The 17,513-nt window shown below is 32.3% G+C and carries 20 protein-coding genes, 1 tRNA gene and 1 pseudogene; 6 read left to right on the top strand and 16 right to left on the bottom strand.

Annotation, left to right across the window (positions count from 1 at the left end; genetic code table 11):
• Nucleotides 1-2: 2 nt before the first annotated feature.
• From IPJ23_18580 to IPJ23_18540, 9 genes are all read right to left on the bottom strand, one after another.
• Entirely contained in the window at nt 3-671 is a 669-nt protein-coding gene (locus tag IPJ23_18580; GenBank protein ID MBK7632653.1) for a dolichol kinase, read from the bottom strand.
• Entirely contained in the window at nt 658-2,703 is a 2,046-nt protein-coding gene (gene ftsH / locus IPJ23_18575; protein MBK7632652.1) for an ATP-dependent zinc metalloprotease FtsH, read from the bottom strand. The genes IPJ23_18580 and ftsH overlap by 14 nt, the downstream gene beginning before the upstream one ends.
• A gap of 42 nt (nt 2,704-2,745) precedes the next feature.
• Nucleotides 2,746-3,309 carry a hypoxanthine phosphoribosyltransferase gene (hpt, locus tag IPJ23_18570; protein ID MBK7632651.1) on the bottom strand — a complete coding sequence of 188 codons (564 nt, stop codon included), beginning with the start codon at nt 3,307-3,309 and terminating at the stop codon, nt 2,746-2,748.
• Nucleotides 3,297-4,661: a tRNA lysidine(34) synthetase TilS gene (tilS, locus tag IPJ23_18565; protein MBK7632650.1), complete on the bottom strand. Its 1,365-nt coding sequence runs from the start codon at nt 4,659-4,661 to the stop codon at nt 3,297-3,299. The genes hpt and tilS overlap by 13 nt, the downstream gene beginning before the upstream one ends.
• Complete coding sequence (locus tag IPJ23_18560) at nt 4,661-5,281, bottom strand: riboflavin synthase (protein MBK7632649.1); 621 nt, start codon at nt 5,279-5,281, stop codon at nt 4,661-4,663. The genes tilS and IPJ23_18560 overlap by 1 nt, the downstream gene beginning before the upstream one ends.
• Before the next feature lie 73 nt (nt 5,282-5,354).
• Nucleotides 5,355-6,443: a bifunctional diaminohydroxyphosphoribosylaminopyrimidine deaminase/5-amino-6-(5-phosphoribosylamino)uracil reductase RibD gene (gene ribD / locus IPJ23_18555; GenBank protein MBK7632648.1), complete on the bottom strand. Its 1,089-nt coding sequence runs from the start codon at nt 6,441-6,443 to the stop codon at nt 5,355-5,357.
• 8 nt (nt 6,444-6,451) lie between these two features.
• The gene (gene greA, locus IPJ23_18550) at nt 6,452-6,928 is read right to left on the bottom strand and encodes a transcription elongation factor GreA (GenBank protein MBK7632647.1); all 477 of its coding nucleotides are present in this window, start codon (nt 6,926-6,928) and stop codon (nt 6,452-6,454) included.
• A gap of 319 nt (nt 6,929-7,247) precedes the next feature.
• A complete protein-coding gene (locus tag IPJ23_18545; protein ID MBK7632646.1) occupies nt 7,248-7,415 on the bottom strand; it encodes a hypothetical protein in 168 nt (55 codons plus the stop codon).
• Between the two features lie 30 nt (nt 7,416-7,445).
• Nucleotides 7,446-7,865 carry a hypothetical protein gene (locus IPJ23_18540; GenBank protein MBK7632645.1) on the bottom strand — a complete coding sequence of 140 codons (420 nt, stop codon included), beginning with the start codon at nt 7,863-7,865 and terminating at the stop codon, nt 7,446-7,448.
• Nucleotides 7,866-7,971: 106 nt separating this feature from the next.
• Here IPJ23_18540 and IPJ23_18535 point away from each other — a divergent pair, with 106 nt between their 5' ends.
• Entirely contained in the window at nt 7,972-8,364 is a 393-nt protein-coding gene (locus tag IPJ23_18535) for a hemerythrin family protein (GenBank protein ID MBK7632644.1), read from the top strand.
• Nucleotides 8,365-8,523: 159 nt separating this feature from the next.
• A tRNA-Arg gene (locus IPJ23_18530) sits at nt 8,524-8,596 on the top strand.
• On the opposite strand, the gene IPJ23_18525 is transcribed toward IPJ23_18530, so the two are convergent.
• Genes IPJ23_18525 through IPJ23_18505 form a run of 5 tightly spaced genes read right to left on the bottom strand, consistent with a single transcriptional unit; the run spans nt 8,597 to nt 12,935 of the window.
• Nucleotides 8,597-9,373, bottom strand: coding sequence for an HAD-IIA family hydrolase (locus IPJ23_18525; GenBank protein ID MBK7632643.1), 777 nt, complete (start codon nt 9,371-9,373; stop codon nt 8,597-8,599). It lies immediately after the preceding tRNA gene.
• Nucleotides 9,374-9,420: 47 nt separating this feature from the next.
• Nucleotides 9,421-10,617 (bottom strand): hypothetical protein, encoded by a 1,197-nt coding sequence (locus IPJ23_18520; GenBank protein ID MBK7632642.1) that lies wholly within the window; start codon nt 10,615-10,617, stop codon nt 9,421-9,423.
• Nucleotides 10,618-10,660: 43 nt separating this feature from the next.
• A complete protein-coding gene (locus IPJ23_18515; GenBank protein MBK7632641.1) occupies nt 10,661-11,176 on the bottom strand; it encodes a hypothetical protein in 516 nt (171 codons plus the stop codon).
• Nucleotides 11,173-12,087 (bottom strand): dTDP-4-dehydrorhamnose reductase, encoded by a 915-nt coding sequence (rfbD, locus tag IPJ23_18510; protein MBK7632640.1) that lies wholly within the window; start codon nt 12,085-12,087, stop codon nt 11,173-11,175. The genes IPJ23_18515 and rfbD overlap by 4 nt, the downstream gene beginning before the upstream one ends.
• Before the next feature lie 2 nt (nt 12,088-12,089).
• Nucleotides 12,090-12,935 (bottom strand): carbohydrate kinase family protein, encoded by an 846-nt coding sequence (locus tag IPJ23_18505; GenBank protein ID MBK7632639.1) that lies wholly within the window; start codon nt 12,933-12,935, stop codon nt 12,090-12,092.
• Nucleotides 12,936-13,074: 139 nt separating this feature from the next.
• Here IPJ23_18505 and bshA point away from each other — a divergent pair.
• The 4 genes and pseudogenes from bshA (at nt 13,075) to IPJ23_18485 (ending at nt 15,965) form a co-directional block, all read left to right on the top strand.
• Nucleotides 13,075-14,200: pseudogene (bshA, locus tag IPJ23_18500) on the top strand (N-acetyl-alpha-D-glucosaminyl L-malate synthase BshA).
• 1 nt (nt 14,201) lies between these two features.
• On the top strand, nt 14,202-14,624 hold the full coding sequence (locus IPJ23_18495) for a nucleoside 2-deoxyribosyltransferase (protein ID MBK7632638.1): 423 nt from the start codon (nt 14,202-14,204) through the stop codon (nt 14,622-14,624).
• Nucleotides 14,621-15,031 (top strand): hypothetical protein, encoded by a 411-nt coding sequence (locus IPJ23_18490; GenBank protein ID MBK7632637.1) that lies wholly within the window; start codon nt 14,621-14,623, stop codon nt 15,029-15,031. The genes IPJ23_18495 and IPJ23_18490 overlap by 4 nt, the downstream gene beginning before the upstream one ends.
• A gap of 19 nt (nt 15,032-15,050) precedes the next feature.
• On the top strand, nt 15,051-15,965 hold the full coding sequence (locus IPJ23_18485; GenBank protein MBK7632636.1) for an RsmB/NOP family class I SAM-dependent RNA methyltransferase: 915 nt from the start codon (nt 15,051-15,053) through the stop codon (nt 15,963-15,965).
• An 837-nt stretch (nt 15,966-16,802) separates the two neighbouring features.
• On the opposite strand, the gene IPJ23_18480 is transcribed toward IPJ23_18485, so the two are convergent.
• Entirely contained in the window at nt 16,803-16,982 is a 180-nt protein-coding gene (locus IPJ23_18480) for a hypothetical protein (GenBank protein MBK7632635.1), read from the bottom strand.
• Nucleotides 16,983-17,043: 61 nt separating this feature from the next.
• Complete coding sequence (locus tag IPJ23_18475) at nt 17,044-17,403, bottom strand: hypothetical protein (GenBank protein MBK7632634.1); 360 nt, start codon at nt 17,401-17,403, stop codon at nt 17,044-17,046.
• Between the last annotated feature and the right edge of the window lie 110 nt (nt 17,404-17,513).

Below are 17,513 nucleotides of genomic sequence, written 5' to 3'. Positions count from 1 at the left end.
ATTTACCTCGGAACATTTTGTAAGACCAAATCTAAATTTGGAAAAATTATAAAATATAGGACCCACATCGTTAATCCAACTGAAATTGGAATTGATAAATTATCATCTGCATAACCGTAAGAAATATTTTCTACTATTGCACCAATAATTGCAGCAATAAAACCAATCACATACTCCATAGGAAAATTACCAACCTTAGGTGTAAAAATAACAACGATACTTGCACTAATGAAAAAAGATAAAGTTCCTTCAAAACTTTTTCTAAGAAATTTTCTTTTACCAAATTTTCTTCCAATTAATGCGGCCATTGTATCGCTAATAATCAATATTGTAAAGGCAGTTACAAATATCACTTTTGGAAAAATTAAAGCACAAATTAAAGCTGATAAAAGCACGTAAGTTGCCCCCGTTAAATTCTTCTTTTCTTTATCAAGTTCATGCTTACGCAGCAAAAATCCAAATGTTTGATAGAAGAAATTTGCAAAGGGCTTTGATACAAACCTTCCACCATCAACAGTAAGCGCAAATATTGTTAAACAGATAAGAATTAAAATTGAGGTGGAACTTGGAGTAAAATAATAGATGATAGGAATGGATAAAGAAAAGAGATGAATTAGTTTTCTAACTAACTCATCTCTATAATGAATTGTACCGTTATCAATGTGATTCATTTTTAGGGTCTGAATCCTGTGGCTGTCTTTGTTCCATTAATTTTTTCACATGATCAGGAACAGCATCTTCTGGAGTTTTTACTTCTTTCTCAATTGGCGGTAAATTTTCACCACGAATTATACTATCAATCTCTTCTGCATCAAGAATTTCTCTTTCAAGAAGTTCTGCTGAAAGCTTATGAAGTAATTCCATATTATCATTTAATATTTTAACAGCTCTGTCAAAAGCAGAATTAATAATTCCTCTAATTTCATCATCAATTTCAATCGCAGTTTTTTCGCTGTAGTCTCTGTGTTTTTGAATTTCTCTTCCTAAAAAGATTTCTTCCTCTTTTGCACCATAAGCAAGAGGGCCAAGTTTATCACTCATTCCCCATTCACAAACCATTTTACGAGCGATGTTTGTAGCTTTTTCGATATCATTACCTGCACCGGTTGTGTAATGATTGAAAACTAATTTTTCAGCAGCTCTACCACCCAATGCATATGTAATCATTGCTTCAAGATATTCTTTGGAGTATGTATGTTTTTCATCAATAGGAAGATAACTTGTAACACCAAGCGCTCTGCCACGAGGTATGATTGTAACTTTATGCACAGGGTCAGCTTCAGGGATCATCCTTGCAACTAAAACATGACCAATTTCGTGATAAGAAGTTGTGTTCTTTTCTTTTTCAGAAATGATCAGGCTCTTTCTTTCCATTCCCATCATTACTTTATCTTTAGCTTCTTCAAAGTCAATCATTTCAACTTTTTTCTTATCCTTTCGTGCGGCTAAAAGTGCAGCTTCGTTAACAAGATTTGCTAATTCTGCACCTGCTAATCCTGGAGTTCCTTTAGCAAGAACTTCAACATTTACATCATCACCGAGAGGGATGTTTCTTGTATGAACTTTAAAAATTCCTTCTCTTCCTTTTACATCAGGACGATCAACAACAACTTGCCTATCAAATCTTCCAGGTCTTAATAAAGCGGGGTCAAGAACATCAGGTCTGTTCGTTGCTGCAATAATAATTACTCCACTATTCTGTTCAAATCCATCCATCTCAACAAGCAAAGCATTAAGAGTCTGTTCACGTTCATCGTGTCCACCACCTAATCCAGCACCGCGATGTCTTCCCACAGCATCAATTTCATCAATAAAAATTATACATGGGGCATTTTTCTTACCTTGTTCAAATAAATCACGCACACGACTTGCGCCAACTCCAACAAACATCTCAACAAAATCTGCTCCTGAAATAGAAAAGAATGGAACGCCTGATTCGCCCGCAACTGCACGAGCTAATAATGTTTTACCAGTTCCGGGAGGTCCCAAAAGTAAAACACCTCTTGGAATTTTCCCTCCAAGTTTTTGAAACTTTGTTGGTTCTTTAAGAAATTCTATTATTTCCTGAAGTTCCATTTTAGCTTCATCTGTTCCAGCAACATCTTTAAAAGTTACTCGTTTGCTTGATGGAGTAATCAGTTTAGCTTTGCTCTTTCCAAAAGAAAAAATGCCTTTTGATCCGCCGCCTTGCCCTTGCATTCTTCGCATTATCACAACCCAAACAGCTATGATAAGCACCCAAGGTAAAAATCCAATTAGTATATTCATCCATTCATTTGATTCTTTATCAAACGAATATTGAATTCCCTTTTCTTTCCAAACTGCTTCTTGATCACGAATCATGGGTTCTGGAATGTAAACAGAAATAGCCTTAACTGATACAGACTTACCTTTAATTTTAACATCTGTTTCTTTTCTAAGTTCAGCTTTAAAGGTATAATCATTCTGGTCTGCTTTGATAATACTTGCAGATGAAATATTTTCAGGAGTTTGAAGAAGAACTTCATACTCACCATAAGGAATTTCTGTAAATGTTTCAGCACTTGTTCTAAAAACTTGCATAACAATAACAGCAGCCACAATAACCGCGCCCCAACCAAAAACCAACCTAATAACTTTAGACCAATCAAAATTATCGTCTGGTCTGTTTGGTTTATTGTTTTTTAAATTTTTATTACCCGATTTTTTTTCGTTATCACTCATAATATTTCTTTTAAAATTTTACTCTGCTTTTAATTAAAAAAATTATTCACTTAGACTAAAAATGGTTTTAAGATTTCTATACTTCTGTGCGTAATCTAAACCATAGCCAATAACAAATTTACTAGGAATTTTGAAACCAATATAATCAATTTTGACATTATATTTGAGGCTTTCAGGCTTCATTAAAAGAGTACAAACCTTCATACTGTTAGGGGTATGCTTTTCAAAAATCTCTTCGATATACTTAATAGATAAGCCTGAGTCCACAATGTCTTCAACAATTATTATATCGCGTCCGTTCACATCACAATTTAATTCCTTTAGCAATCGCACATTGCCAGATGAAATTTTAGAATCTCCGTAGCTTGATAACTTAAAAAAATCTATTTCGCAATTTATAGAAACATTTTTTATAAGATCAGAAAGAAAAATAAAAGCTCCGTTAAGAACGCCGATAAAGATTGGAATTTTCCCATTATAATCTTGTGATATTTGTTCTGCCATTTCTTTAATTCGGTTCTGGATTGCCTCTTCTGTGAGGAATGGCACAAAAACATCATCGCCTATAATAAGTTTTTCATTATTAATCTCATTTACTTCAGACATAATCTCAAAACTTTCTTTGATTTAGGAGTTAATTTAAATCGATCATCAAGCCGTTTACCAACAACCCAAACTATTTTACTTCCATTTTCTAAAACTAACATTTCTTGTTTTTCATATGAATTAATTTTTATATCGTTTAGATAATCAGAAATTTTTTTAGTTCCTTTCATTCCAATCGGATAAAATTTATCTCCTGCTTCCCATCTTCTTAAAATAAAACCATCCTTAATCTTGTCAGCAGAAATATACTCTTCATTTTTATTTTTGTTGATTCTCACTTCATCTTTTTTAACTCCGACTATGGAAAAAACTTTGCCACCAATTTTGAATTTACTTCCAACACTTAATCTTTTTGCATCAGCTTTTTTTGAAGTTGATTTCTTCAGAATGCTAATTTCATTTCGTTCTTTTAAAGCAATAAGATTTTCAGAAAGCTCTTCAGATTTTCCTGATTCTTTTTTCTCAAGTAAAAAGATTTTTTTTAAATCACTTGATTCTAGTTTAACAGAAAATAATTCATCAACAATTTCTTTAATTGAATTAGATGCAATAAAAGCATTACTCTTTTTTATGAATTCTAGAGGAATTGAGATGTTTTTATTTTTCTCAACTTTTATATGCGATTTAAACTCACCTAAAACTTCAACAATCCACGAATTTAATCTTTGCAAATTTAATGAAGTATTTAGCGAAGCATTAGTAAATGAAGGATTTAAATTCTTTTTGATCAGTGGAATCACTTCGTTTCTTAAATAGTTTCTTTCAAAATCATTAGAAAGATTTGATTCATCAATTCTATATTCAAATTTATTCACTTCCAGATAATCTAGAATTTCTTTTTTTGTTAATGACAAAATCGGACGAACAATAATTTTTCTTTTAACGGGAATTCCAGCTATCCCTTTTATTCCTGCCCCTTTTACAAGGTTTAATAAAACAGTTTCAGCATTATCATCGGCGTTGTGAGCTGTCACAATTTTGTCGTATCCATTTTCTTTAGAAACTTTTTCAAAAAAATCATAACGGATCTTTCTGCCAGCAGCTTCTATAGAAATTTTATTTTTCTTTGAATAAGCTTTTACATCCTTACGAAGAAGAAAAAATGGGATTGCTAATTCTTCACAAATGGCATTACAAAATTGTTCATCTCTCTCAGAATCTTTTCCGCGTAAAAGATGATTGATATGTGCAGCTCCAATTTTAATCTTGAATTTATTTTTAAATTTATGTAAGAAGTGAAGCAAAAAAACTGAATCAGGTCCGCCGCTTAAAGCAACAAGAACTTTTTCTCCGGATAAAAGAAGTTCATTCTCTTTAATAAACCTTAAGACTTTTTGTTCTGTTGATTTCATCAATTTAAAAAGATAGAGGATTCATCCTGACTTTTACTCTCCATAATCCTTTCAACATATTTTCCCAAAACATCAAATTCAAGATTAACAGTGTCACCAATTTTTTTATCAGAAAAAATCGTTTCTTTCCAGGTATGCGGAATTATCCCAACGGAGAATGAATTATTTTTTAAATCAGCAACTGTCATGCTAACACCATCAATTGCTACTGAGCCGACATAGATTAAATATTGCTTAAATTTTTCCGGAAACGAAATTGTAAGCCAATGGCTGTTAGAGAGCTCTTTTATGTCTTCAACTTTCCCGGTTGTGTCAATATGTCCAAGAACAAAATGTCCTCCTAATCTGGCTTCGGCAGCTAAAGGTCTTTCAAGGTTCACATTCATACCTTGCTTAAGAACTCCAAGATTAGTTTTATTTAGAGTTTCTTCTATCGTATCAACCGCAAAAGCATTTCCTTTAATCTTTACTACAGTTAAACAGCATCCGTTGACCGCAACGCTGCTTCCGATTTGCAGATCCTGCATAATTATTTTTGCCTCAATTACAAATTGGAACCCATCCCCAGTAGTGATTTTCTCTTTGAGTATACCTTTTTCTTCAACTAATCCAGTAAACATATATTCCTTCAATAAAATATTTTTGAGTAAAGTTATGAACAGAGTTACTAATTTTTATTTCTTTGAATAAGCTCTATCTAACAAGTTCAATAAGAATATCATCTCCAATTTTTTGTGTTTGTCTAACATTTAATTTTGGAGCATCACCAAGTTTTTTGGAATTAAATTCTGAAAATGTATTCAAACCACTGCCAAGAATTTTTGGACTAACAAATAAATAAATATCATCAAATAAATTTTGTTTGATAAAGGATGAATATATTCTGCTTCCACCTTCAACGAGAACTGATGTTATTTGAAGTTTTGATAATTCTTTTAAAACAGCTTTCAAACTCATTCTTCCCTGTTTATCAAGTTTTGCAAATAAAACTTTTACATCTAGTTTTTTCAGCTTTTTAATTTTACTCAATTTAGATTTATTTGTTTCCGAGGTTACAACAATTGTTTTTTTATCAGAATTGTACTTAAATAAATTTAAATCATATTTCAATTTTAGATTTGAATCCAACACTACTCGATATGGATCTCTTCCATCAACCATTCTAACGGTAAGTTTTGGATTATCAATTCGTGCGGTTTCAGAACCGATTAAAATAGCATCATACTTAGCCCGTAACCAATGCACATACTTTCTTGATTCATTTGATGAAATCCAGGTAGAATGTTTATTCTTATCCGCAATCATTCCGTCTAATGTTTGCGCGACTTTTAGAGTAACATATGGAATTTTATTTTTAATAAACTTGAAGAAAAACTTATTTAGTTCGATACATTCTTTTTCAAGGACACCTACTTTAACATCAACGCCGGCTTTCTTTAAAGCCTTAATTCCATTACCGCTAACAAGTGGATTAATATCAAGAGTACCGATTACAACCCGTTTAATTTTTTCTTCTAAGATTCGATCAACACAAGGAGGTGTTTTACCATGATGGCTGCAAGGTTCTAGGTTTACATATAAAGTCGAGCCTTCAAGTGATTCCGCCGAGGAATTTATTGCGTTTATTTCGGCATGATCATCGCCAAACTTTTGATGATATCCCGCCCCAATTATTCTGTTATCTTTTATTATCACACATCCAACAAGTGGATTTGGACTGACGTTGCCTTCGCCTTTTTTGGCTATCTCAATTGCAAGTTGTATGTATGATTCATCTGCCAAAGTTTTATTTATTTAATCTCTATAATTTCAAACTCCAATAATCCAGCAGGAGCTTTTACTTGAACTTTTTGTCCTAACTTTGCACCTATTAATCCCTGTCCAACAGGTGATGTAACGGAAATTTTACCTTCTTGAAAATCCGCTTCTTCAGGTGATACCAAGAGATATTCAACAACTTTTTTGGTTTTAAGATTCTTGATCTTAACTGTGGAAAGCAAATGCGCCTCATCGGTTGGCATTTTTGAAGTATCAATAACTCTTGCGCGTGAAAGGACATCTTCCATTTTGCTGATCTTCAATTCAAACAAGCCTTGTTCTTCTTTTGCAGCATCATATTCAGCATTCTCAGAAAGATCGCCGTGGGCTCGTGCTTCGGCAATTTTGGCAGCCATTTTCTTTCTGCCGTTAGTTTTCATTTCTTGAAGTTCTTTTTCAAGTTCTATTAATCTTTCTCTTGTCAAATAAACAAAATTTCCAGCGGACATAATAAATCTCTGTTTGTTAATGATTTAAAAAAAATTGCCACCGTTCCGATAAATCGGAGCAGTGGCACCTCAAAAATAAGAATTGATTGTTTGGATGTCAAGAATCCAAATTATTTTAAAATTTTTTCAATAAATGCCTAAGTGCGAGTTTTGAAACAAAAGGAAAGAGTTTTGCATTAAAAAATAAAATCCCCGCTGCCAAAGCAACGGGGTTAACAATTAGCTATTAAGAGGTGCATATTTTTTAGAACTAATCAAAATTAAAAATATTAAGTCCGAAAAAAATATTCCTTCGGAACTAGTAGGCGTATATTTGAGGCTATTTAATTAACGTCATTTTTTTAGTTTCTATAAAATTACTTGCTTTTATTGAGTAGAAGTAAACACCACTTGAATATTTAGAAGCATTAAAGTTAACATTATATCTTCCAGCTTCTTTTGAATCATTTAAAAGAGTTAGAACTTCATTTTCAAGTATATCAAATATCTTTACACTTACATCGGATTTTTGTGGTAATTAAAATGATATTATTGTACTTGGGTTAGATGAATTCGGATAATTCTGTGATAACTCAAACTTAGTCGGTGTACCAAAGACTGCTGTTTCGGCTAAGTTGTAATATGTTATATTTCCGTTAAAATCAATTTGTTTCATTCTGTAATTATACTCTCCTGCAACAATGTTAAAATCTAAGTATGTATATGTTTTGGGCTCTGTAGTTGTACCACATCCCTCAACAAACCCTAAACTTTTCCAGCTGTCTGATGATGCTAATTTACTTTCAACGTCAAACCCATGATTATTTAGTTCTGTGGCTGTTGTCCAAGAAAGCAAAATATTATCACTGTTAACAGAAGTACTAAATGATGAGAGTTCAACATGGACAAAATATTTATGGTGTAAATTTTTGCGAGGTAGTAATTTCCCTTGTAACAACAAGAATTTTTAAATATTGTCAAAAAAAGGTCAGTTAATCTAAAGAAATTAAAAAAAAACTCGATAATTAGTTAAAAACTATTTACTACTTTTAGAAAGGGATACAATGGCACTCTTCACCTGGTCAGCAAAATATGAAACAGGTATTTTTATAGTTGATACTCAGCATAAAAAACTTGTTGAAGCAATAAACACACTACATGATGCTATGAAAGATGGTAAAGGAAAAGAAAAAGCAGAATCAACTTTAAACTTTCTTGTTAATTACACTGTTCAACATTTTAATTCTGAAGAAGATCTGATGAAGAAAAAGGCTTATCCCGATTTTGTAAATCACAAAGCGGTGCACGACAAACTGGTTGCTGAAGTAAAGGATATGAAAGCAAAATACATGGCTGGCAAAGTATTACCAATGCAGGTTTCTGCATTTATGTCAGATTGGCTAAAGTCTCATATTTTAGGGACAGATAAAAAATATGTCTCATTTTTAAAAAATTAACTGGGCACATCCGTCTTCAGCTTAATACAACTAACCAAAGCTGAAATTATCGGACAATAGAAAAAAGAGCTCTTCTGAGCTCTTTTTTATTATTTAATTCTGCTATGCAATAATGATTCTTTGGCGCATCATCCTTAATTTTACACCGCAATTATTTTAGCCCACGTAGCTCAGGGGATAGAGCGACGGTTTCCTAAACCGCAGGTCGCAGGTTCGATTCCTGCCGTGGGTACTACTGCTTTAATACATCCGCAACAGAATTTAAGTAGTAAGTTGGTTTGATATCTGAGTTACCATTTTCATAGAGTTTCACTCCGGTGGAAACTAACGCCGTATCAATTCCTAATTTATTACCCATCAAAATATCAGTTTCTAATCTATCACCAATTAAAATTGAATTAAATAAATCCCCATTTAGTCTTGACTTGATTTCCTCAATCATAAAATCTGAAGGTTTGCCAAAATGCAATTCTAATTTTTTATGAGTTCTTTTTTCTAGTGCTGAAATTGTTGAACCTGCATCAAGAACTTCGCCGCCATCAACGGGACAAGTATCATCAATGTTTGCTGCAAAAAATCTGGCTCCATTTTCTAGGGCCTTTGCTGCAATTTCTAGTTTATCATAATTTAAGGTTCGATCAAGCGTTACAATTAGTATTTGTATTTCTTTAGGATTTGCAGAATAATTTAAACCGGAATCAACTAGTTCATCAATAAATATTTGTTCGCCAATAGCATAAAATTGTTTTTTTGGATGATTACTGATTAAATAGTTTTTTAACACAATTGTTGAGTTTAATATTTCAGTTTCTTCAATATTTAATCCAAACCCTTTTAAGAAAAGGTAATAATCTTTAATGGTTCCTGTCGTTTTGTTTGAAATAAAAAGAATCTTCTTCCCAAGCTTTTTGAGGTAATTTATAGTCTTATCAGCATTAGGAATAATATTTTCACCACGATAAACAGTGCCATCCAAATCAAATATAAATGTGTTGTATTTATTTAGCATAATTCAGTTTGCTTTAAAAACACCAAATGATTTGGTTTCAATTAATATTAGTTGATTAGTTTTATAAATATTTCTGTGGTACTTATCAAATACAGAATTTGCACTATATAATTCACGCAATGGGAAATCAAACTTGATTGAAAGTTTATCGTCGCCAAGATTAAAAATGCAAATTGTTTTTTATCACCAAGTACACTCTCAAATGCAAATGCTTTTTTATCGTTATCAGAGAAAATAAATTTAATTGTTCCAAGTTTTAATTCTTTGCATTCGTTTTTTATTGTAATAATATCTTTATAATAATTTAATAGATCTTTGTTTTGCTCAACAGTGTATGAACCAAATCCTTTCTTAAAGCCAGATGTTTCATCAATAACTTCATTCTCATATTTCATATCATCCCAAATCATAGGCTTACGGTCGTGTGGATCATCGGCGCCCCACATCCCAACTTCATCGCCATAATAAATCATTGATGCACCTCGGTAAAGGATTTGAAATGCAGCAATTAGCTTCTGTTTTTCATAAACTTCTTTGCCTGGTTTCCCCGGATTATAATTAGGATTATCTTCGTTTGCATCGTGTTCATATTTACGATCAGGATTTTGAATTAAACTCGAAAGTCTTTCCGTATCATGGCTGGACAAAAGATTTTGAAGTACAAATAAATTTTCAGAGTCATAAGTTTCATCAATCTTTTTTAATCTTTCAATAAACTCATCTACTGATATTTTGTTTTTATCTGCAACAAAAAAATCATTAACCGCAAATGCAAAATCGTAATTCATTAAAGCATCAAATGGTCCATTTGAAGAAACAAAATCGGCAGACAATTCCCACAACTCACCAACAATTATAGATTGATTATTAATTGATTTAACAAGTTTACTCCATTGTTTCCAAAATCCGATTGGAACTTCGCGAGCAACATCTAGTCGCCAACCATCAATTCCATCAGATGGATTACCATCACCATTTGGATCCATCCATTTTTGAGTTGAATGATAAATATATTGCTTCGGTCCTTCTACTAAATCATCTATTGTACGATTAAATTCTGGGAGTGATTTATGACCCCACCAGCCTTTGTAGTCAAATTCATTTGTTGCTGTTACGGGATCATCAAATGAATCAATTATAAACCAATCTTTATACTTTGATTGTTCCTGATAATTAACAATATCCTGAAAGGCCCAGAACTGCACTCCAGTATGATTAAAAACTCCGTCAATGATTATTTTCATTCCGCGTTCATGAACTTCATCAACCAACTTTAAAAATAATTTGTCAGCTTCTGTCCATTTCCATCTTAGCAGGATTTTCTGGAATTTCTGAACACATTAATTTTTTATCACCAACCGGATCAGGTCCAAAGTTTACATCGATATGATGATAGCTTGAACCATCATACTTGTGCATTGAAACTGCTTCAAACACTGGATTGAGATAAATTGCACCAACTCCCATATCTTTTAGATAATCCAGCCTGTTAATAATCCCTTGAATATCACCGCCATATCTTCTATCGGTAAGATGATTTCTTACTTGTCCGCCGAGTTTTTGTTCCCAGTCACTTTGTTCAAACCAGTTAGATGTCCAGTTTGTAACCTTCCAATCCTTTGGAATAGATTTATCGTTGATAAAAACTTTTTCTGCTTCAGGATCATTTGATAAATCACTGTTTGCAAATCTTTCTGGAAATATTTGATACCACACAACACCTTTTGCCCACTCAGGCAGTTTGTTTTGCGCAAAAGTTGTGTTGATTAGAATAGTTAAGACGATAAAATATTTTAGTTTCATAATCCTAATTCAGTTTTCATAAGTTCTAGAGCCTGTATAATTGAATGAGGCCAATAGCCAAGTTCACTTTGTGCCTTGATTGTTATTAATCCTGATTTCAGAGGTCTACGTGCAGGTTGGTTTAAATCTTCTGTTTTAATTTTACTTATTAAAGATTTATCAAGGTTAAAATAATCAGCAATCATAAGTGTAAAATCAAAACGAGACAAAAACTGACTGCCGCCGATATTATAAATTCCTTCCTTTTGCAACTCAACAATTTTATTAATTCCCTGTACCAGATCGTCAATAAAAGTTGGATTGTTTATTTGGTCGTCCACAATTTTGATCGGTTTTTTTGTAAGTAAAGAATCTACTACCCACTTAACAAAATCAGGACGACTAAACTTTGCAGTGCCATATAAAACATTTGTTCTTAAAATGGTGTATTTAATGCCACTTAACTTTAAAACATTCTCACTTGCTAATTTTGTTCGAGCATAATACCCAAGCGGATTTGGAATATCATTTTCCAAATAGGGTCCGTTTTTCCCGTCAAAAATATAGTCTGTTGAGATATGAATTAAATGTGAATCTAAAACTCTTGCTGATTCGGAAAGATGTTCTACGCCCTTTACATTTATTTTCCAAGCGAGTTCTCGTTCGGTTTCGCTTAAATCCACATTTGTAAATGCAGCTGCATTTATTATAAAATCAGGACAGAAGTCTTTTATTATTTTTTTAATGTCGTTTCGGTTTGAAATATCGCACTGCAAATAATCAAGCTCTTCAAATACAGATTTTTCTTCCACAGAAGTAGATAGTAGTTCCACATCGTTTAGAGAAGAGTAGAACTCAACTACACGTTGCCCAAGCATACCGTTAGCGCCAGCTACAAGTATTCTTCTTTTTATAAGATCAATAGAAAACATATTTATTCAATTAATTTATTTGCAACAAATTGCTCAGCACTCTCAACAGCATTTTTTAATGAATTGATAGCATTATTATTTCTAATATAACTATAAAAGAAAGATGCCCCAAAAACATCGCCACACCCAATAATATTTGGATTAATAATTTTCTTAGCGGCTATAAAGTACGATGAAATTTCGTTTTGTCGAGAATAGAAAACTTTTGCTCCAAGTTCACCCTTTGTAACACAAATAACTTTTACACCAAGAATAAACAGTTCTTCAACAATTTCCAGTTCTGTTTTCTTGCTAGATAAAGTAAATAATTCATTTTGGTTAACCTGAATTACATCTGAACACTTTGCCCAATTTTCAAAATCATAAATTATTCTAAATTCTCTTTTATAATCATCACCAATCCCGCGCGAAAGTGTATGAATATCAATATAAATCAAACCAGAATAATTATCTCTTAATTGTTTTAACTGTTCAAGAGTTATATCAAAACCGGTAATCATATTAATTAAAATGCCATCAAAAAAATTTAGATCTGAAAAGTTAAGCTTTAGATTATTTGTGATATTTTCATATTTCTCGTGTCTTTCTCTGTCTTTTTCAAGATTAAGATGAACTCTTGGAATTCTATCCGTTTTTTGAAGAAAGCCTGAGTTAACTTTTTCAAATTCAGGTTTAAAGTAACTGTAAGTCTCATCATCAATTTGGGAGCAGAGAAAAATTTCATCTTCATTTTTCTTTAAACGATTTAAAGCCGAGACAGAATAATATATTCCACCTGCACTTATACTTTCCATTTTATCTAATCTGATAAAATCCAAAACCGAATGTCCGATAACAAGTAATTTCATCATTATAAACTTTTGTTACTCAAAATTACTATTGATTTTAATACTATCTAAATCAAATCCACTAAATATGTGTTAAACAAAGTTCATTATTCAATCAAAATGATATATATTTGAGAACAAATCTGACAAAATAATTATTATGAAAATCGGAATAACTTGTTATCCTACATATGGCGGCAGTGGTGTAATTGCAACTGAATTAGGTAAAGAATTAGCTTTACGTGGTCATAAAGTTCACTTTATCAGTTATGCCCTCCCATTCAGACTTACAAAATATATTGAGAATATATTTTTCACGAAGTTGAAACAAGCACATATCCTTTGTTTGAATTTCCACTATACAGTTTAGCCCTTGCAAGTAAGATGATTGAGGTTGCCGAGTTTGAAAAATTAGATTTACTTCACGTTCATTATGCAATTCCACATGCAACATCAGCATATCTTGCAAAACAAATTGTTAAGAATAAAAACTTAAAATCACAACCACACTTCACGGCACTGATATAACTTTAGTTGGTTTGGAACCATCATTTCTTCCGCTTGTAAAATTTAGTATTGAACAAAGTGATGGCATTACAGCTGTTTCAAGATTTTTAAAAGAAAAAACACTAACTAATTATTCGATCGAAAAAGAAATAAGTGTTATTCCAAATTTTGTTGATACAGATCTGTTTAAAAAAGTCTCAATAAATGATTGTGCATTTAGAAAACATATCGCTCCAAATGGTGAAAAAATATTAGTTCATACATCTAATTTTCGTCCGATAAAAAGAGTTTCGGATGCTATCCGTGTATTTGATATCGTTCAAAAAGAAGTTCCATCAAAACTTTTACTTGTTGGTGATGGACCTGACAGATCTGAATGTGAGAGATTAACAAGAGAGTTGAATCTTACAGATAGTGTTAAATTTCTTGGCAAGCAGGATGGCTTAGTTGAAATATTAAGTTCTTCAGATGTATTTTTGATACCATCACAATCCGAAAGTTTTGGGTTAGCTGCTCTTGAGGCAATGTCATGCGGATTGCCTGTTGTTAGTTCAAGTGTTGGCGGATTACCTGAGTTAGTTAAACATAATGAATGTGGGTTTATTGCAGAAATTGGTGATGTAGAAAGAATGGCTAAGTACACTTTAGATCTTTTAACCAATGAAAAGAAGTATGAGATATTTTCTCAAAATGCTCGGAGTAGAACATTACAAAATTTTGATAAATCAATTGTAGTCCCTATGTACGAACAACATTATAAAAATATTTTAGAACAGTAAAATGATTATTTATTGTGCAGGACCAATAAGAGGAAACACAACTTATCAGGAAAATTATTCTGAAATTGTACGTATTGTTGAATCCACAGGACATACCGCTCTTTCTGAAGTAAGTACTAAATTTAGTTCGTCTATTCCATTAAGCGCAAAACAGATATATACTCGTGATATAAAATGGATTGACGGCAGTAAACTACTGATTGCAGAGGTTTCCGGTCCAAGTTTGGGTGTGGGATTTGAAGTTGCTTATGCGTTGCTTGTAAAAAAAATTCCAGTGCTCGCAGTTTATCAAGAACAAGCTCCTCAAATTTCTTCAATGGTTGCTGGTTGTGGTGATCCGAAACTGCAAGTAAAAAAATATTCAAACATTGATGATCTGACTAGCATCGTTAAAAATTTCATTGTTACTAATGGCGGCAATTGAACGAAAAAAGCTTTATCGAAAATTGGGTAAGTAACGTTCTTTCCTCTGGGATTAAAGAATTTCCACTCCATTTTATAATTGAACTCCAGCTCGATATTATTTCCATTCCCATTAAAACGCTGGTTATTGGGCGGGAGTTTTTTGGTGCTTACGAAATAATAACAACTGATGGTGAATCTGTTTATCAAGCTACTAGCTATGATGAAGCTAAATTTATTGTTTACAGTTCTAAAGAAAGAAACGGTAAAGCATACATTCCGAAAGATAAATCTGTAATCAAATCAATTTTAGATTCTTACAATAATTATTTAGATGATCTTCTTAATCGAATAAAAAAGATTATAAAAAGAATTTTCCTGATGGAAAAAATATGCATGTTGTTTCAAATGAGATCTTTCAAAAGTTAAATCTTATCAGGTATTAATTTTGGCAACAGAAGTATCGCAAAAAATATACGACTACTTTTCATCACTTTACGGAAAAGAAGCTGCGGATAAGTATTTACAATTTATCGAACTGGATAGCGCTCAGTACATACGAGTAAATACATCGAAAATTTCAAGAGATGATTTATCCAAAATACTTTTTGAAAAATATCAAATAAAATCTTTACCGATTAATCATTTTGAAAAAGTATTAAAAATAATTGAAGGAAATGAAAGGATAGGTAAAACATTTGAGCACGTAATGGGGTTTTACTACATTCAGTCTCTTTCCTCAATGATGCCGCCGCTAATCTTAAATCCAACAAGTGATGATGTTGTACTGGATCTTTGCGGTGCCCCTGGATCTAAATCCACGCAGATTGCAGAGATGATGAACAATCGTGGTGCGCTTTTAATTAATGAGGTGGATAATGAAAGAATCAAGTCTTTAGTATTTAATCTTGAACGAATGAATATCATCAATTCTTCAGTAATTCATTCAAAAGGTGAAGTACTCAGCAAAGTTTATGATGATCACTTTACAAAAGTACTTGTGGATGCACCATGCAGCGGACTTGGAATCATTCAGAAAAAAGGTGAAGTAAGTAATTGGTGGTCGTTGGATCATGTTGACAGGTTGCAACATCTGCAAACGCGATTACTTATTGCGGCAATAAAAATGGCAAGAGTAGGAGCGGAAATTGTTTACTCAACCTGCACCTTATCTGTTGAAGAAAACGAATTAGTAATTGATAAGATTTTAGAAAAGTATCCTGTGGAATTGTTAGAAATAAATTTACCTATCCCTTCCCGACAAGCGTTTACAGAGTATGGAGAAAAACAACTAAATCCTGAATTGAAAAAGCTATACGCATTCTGCCTTGGGAAATTGATTCTGATGGTTTCTTTTTGGTAAAGATGAGAAAGGTCGATGTTACTGAATCACCAGAAAAGAAAATCTTAGAGAGACAGAAAACAGGATTGTAAAAAGTAATCATAAAGAAATTCAAGAATACATAAATTATATTTCAGAGCATTTTGGTGTTGATAGGAAAGTGTTAGATAATTACAAATACATTTTCAGAGGCAAAGATATTTTCTTTGTTGTTAGTGATTGGGATGAAGAAAATATAGGATTATTTAATAGGATTGGATTGAAACTTGGAACGCTCGATAAAAAGACAGGATAACATTTAATTCTCAGGCAGCACAGGTTTTAGACAAACAAATCACAAAATTTATTTACCATTTAAAAATGATGATGAGTTATTAAACTATTTAACTGGTTGGAAAATTAAGGATGTTGAAATTCCTCTTGGTCAATATGTGGTTAAGTACAATAACTGGATGCTGGGAACAGCAGTAATGACTGTTGAGGGCTTAAAAGCAGATTCCCCCGAACAAAACGCACACAAAAGTTTGAATTCTAAAATTATTTTAATAGAATCATTTTTTTTGTTTCTAAATAATCTCCTGCCTTTAATTGATAGAAATAAAAACCTGAACTTAATTGGTAATTGTAAATTGAAAATTGTGCATTGTAAACTCCTGCTGGTTTTAAATTCATCAACTAGAGTTGCAACCTCATTACCCAATACGTCAAATACTTTTAGAGAAACAAATTGTGCACTACTTATTGTGTACTTAATACTTGTGTTTGGATTGAAAGGGTTGGGATAGTTTTGAAATAATTGAAATTCTGAAACGCTTATTACTTCCAGTTTCAATTCCTGTTGGTGCAACGGGCTTAAGTTTAAATTCCATTATTTGGAATTACTTTGGAAAGAACGACGGTTCCGGAATCTGTTACCATTGTTGTTAATGTGTCTACAATTCCGTTTTGTTCTGATCGAACAAAATTCCAATTATCCGGAATTTTTATGTATGCACTTAAAGGATAGTTATAAATTAGGTTATCTAAATTATTTTCCACATTAATTTCTATTAAGCCACTCGACGAAGAAATGATTTGATAATTGGAATTATCTCTTTCTTTAATATATCGGGTAATGTTTCCAACTGTTTCTACCCACTTCTTTATTTGATGATCTTGCCCATAGAAAATCACACAATGAGGTTAACCATTCAGTTGTAACCGGTTGATATATTCCCGCATTTATTAATTCTTGAAGTTGAGTAAACGGAACAACATCGTGAATGATGATCATTCCCCATTTATGGTTATCAATTGAGTTTTGAGTCCAATCTAAAAAAGTATAAAGTTCATCAAGATCATCATCAACAGAATTCCTAGGTAAACTAAATTCAACAACTTTCGCATTCAATCCAAACCACTGCTCTTTAGTTAATGATGAATCGTTTGGAACTTGTCCAAGTGTTCTGCCATTTTTCATAAAACAAACTTGCAGCAGAATCAACAAGAGAATTATGAAGGTATAAGGGTAGTTTAATGAAATACACTTGGAATTAGGAACTTTGATCTATGGAATCTTTTGACTTATTA

The organism is Ignavibacteriales bacterium (assembly GCA_016709765.1).
Taxonomy (GTDB): domain Bacteria; phylum Bacteroidota; class Ignavibacteria; order Ignavibacteriales; family Ignavibacteriaceae; genus IGN3.
This window is presented reverse-complemented; position numbering and strand designations above follow the sequence as displayed.

What these genes read in the sequence shown, in the direction of transcription:
- IPJ23_18580 (MBK7632653.1), bottom strand. Translation starts at nt 671, where the DNA reads ATGAATCACATTGATAACGGTACAATTCATTATAGAGATGAGTTAGTT.
- ftsH (MBK7632652.1), bottom strand. Translation starts at nt 2,703, where the DNA reads ATGAGTGATAACGAAAAAAAATCGGGTAATAAAAATTTAAAAAACAAT.
- hpt (MBK7632651.1), bottom strand. Translation starts at nt 3,309, where the DNA reads ATGTCTGAAGTAAATGAGATTAATAATGAAAAACTTATTATAGGCGAT.
- tilS (MBK7632650.1), bottom strand. Translation starts at nt 4,661, where the DNA reads ATGAAATCAACAGAACAAAAAGTCTTAAGGTTTATTAAAGAGAATGAA.
- IPJ23_18560 (MBK7632649.1), bottom strand. Translation starts at nt 5,281, where the DNA reads ATGTTTACTGGATTAGTTGAAGAAAAAGGTATACTCAAAGAGAAAATC.
- greA (MBK7632647.1), bottom strand. Translation starts at nt 6,928, where the DNA reads ATGTCCGCTGGAAATTTTGTTTATTTGACAAGAGAAAGATTAATAGAA.
- IPJ23_18535 (MBK7632644.1), top strand. Translation starts at nt 7,972, where the DNA reads ATGGCACTCTTCACCTGGTCAGCAAAATATGAAACAGGTATTTTTATA.
- IPJ23_18525 (MBK7632643.1), bottom strand. Translation starts at nt 9,373, where the DNA reads ATGCTAAATAAATACAACACATTTATATTTGATTTGGATGGCACTGTT.
- IPJ23_18520 (MBK7632642.1), bottom strand. Translation starts at nt 10,617, where the DNA reads ATGAAAATAATCATTGACGGAGTTTTTAATCATACTGGAGTGCAGTTC.
- IPJ23_18515 (MBK7632641.1), bottom strand. Translation starts at nt 11,176, where the DNA reads ATGAAACTAAAATATTTTATCGTCTTAACTATTCTAATCAACACAACT.
- rfbD (MBK7632640.1), bottom strand. Translation starts at nt 12,087, where the DNA reads ATGTTTTCTATTGATCTTATAAAAAGAAGAATACTTGTAGCTGGCGCT.
- IPJ23_18505 (MBK7632639.1), bottom strand. Translation starts at nt 12,935, where the DNA reads ATGAAATTACTTGTTATCGGACATTCGGTTTTGGATTTTATCAGATTA.
- IPJ23_18495 (MBK7632638.1), top strand. Translation starts at nt 14,202, where the DNA reads ATGATTATTTATTGTGCAGGACCAATAAGAGGAAACACAACTTATCAG.
- IPJ23_18475 (MBK7632634.1), bottom strand. Translation starts at nt 17,403, where the DNA reads ATGAAAAATGGCAGAACACTTGGACAAGTTCCAAACGATTCATCATTA.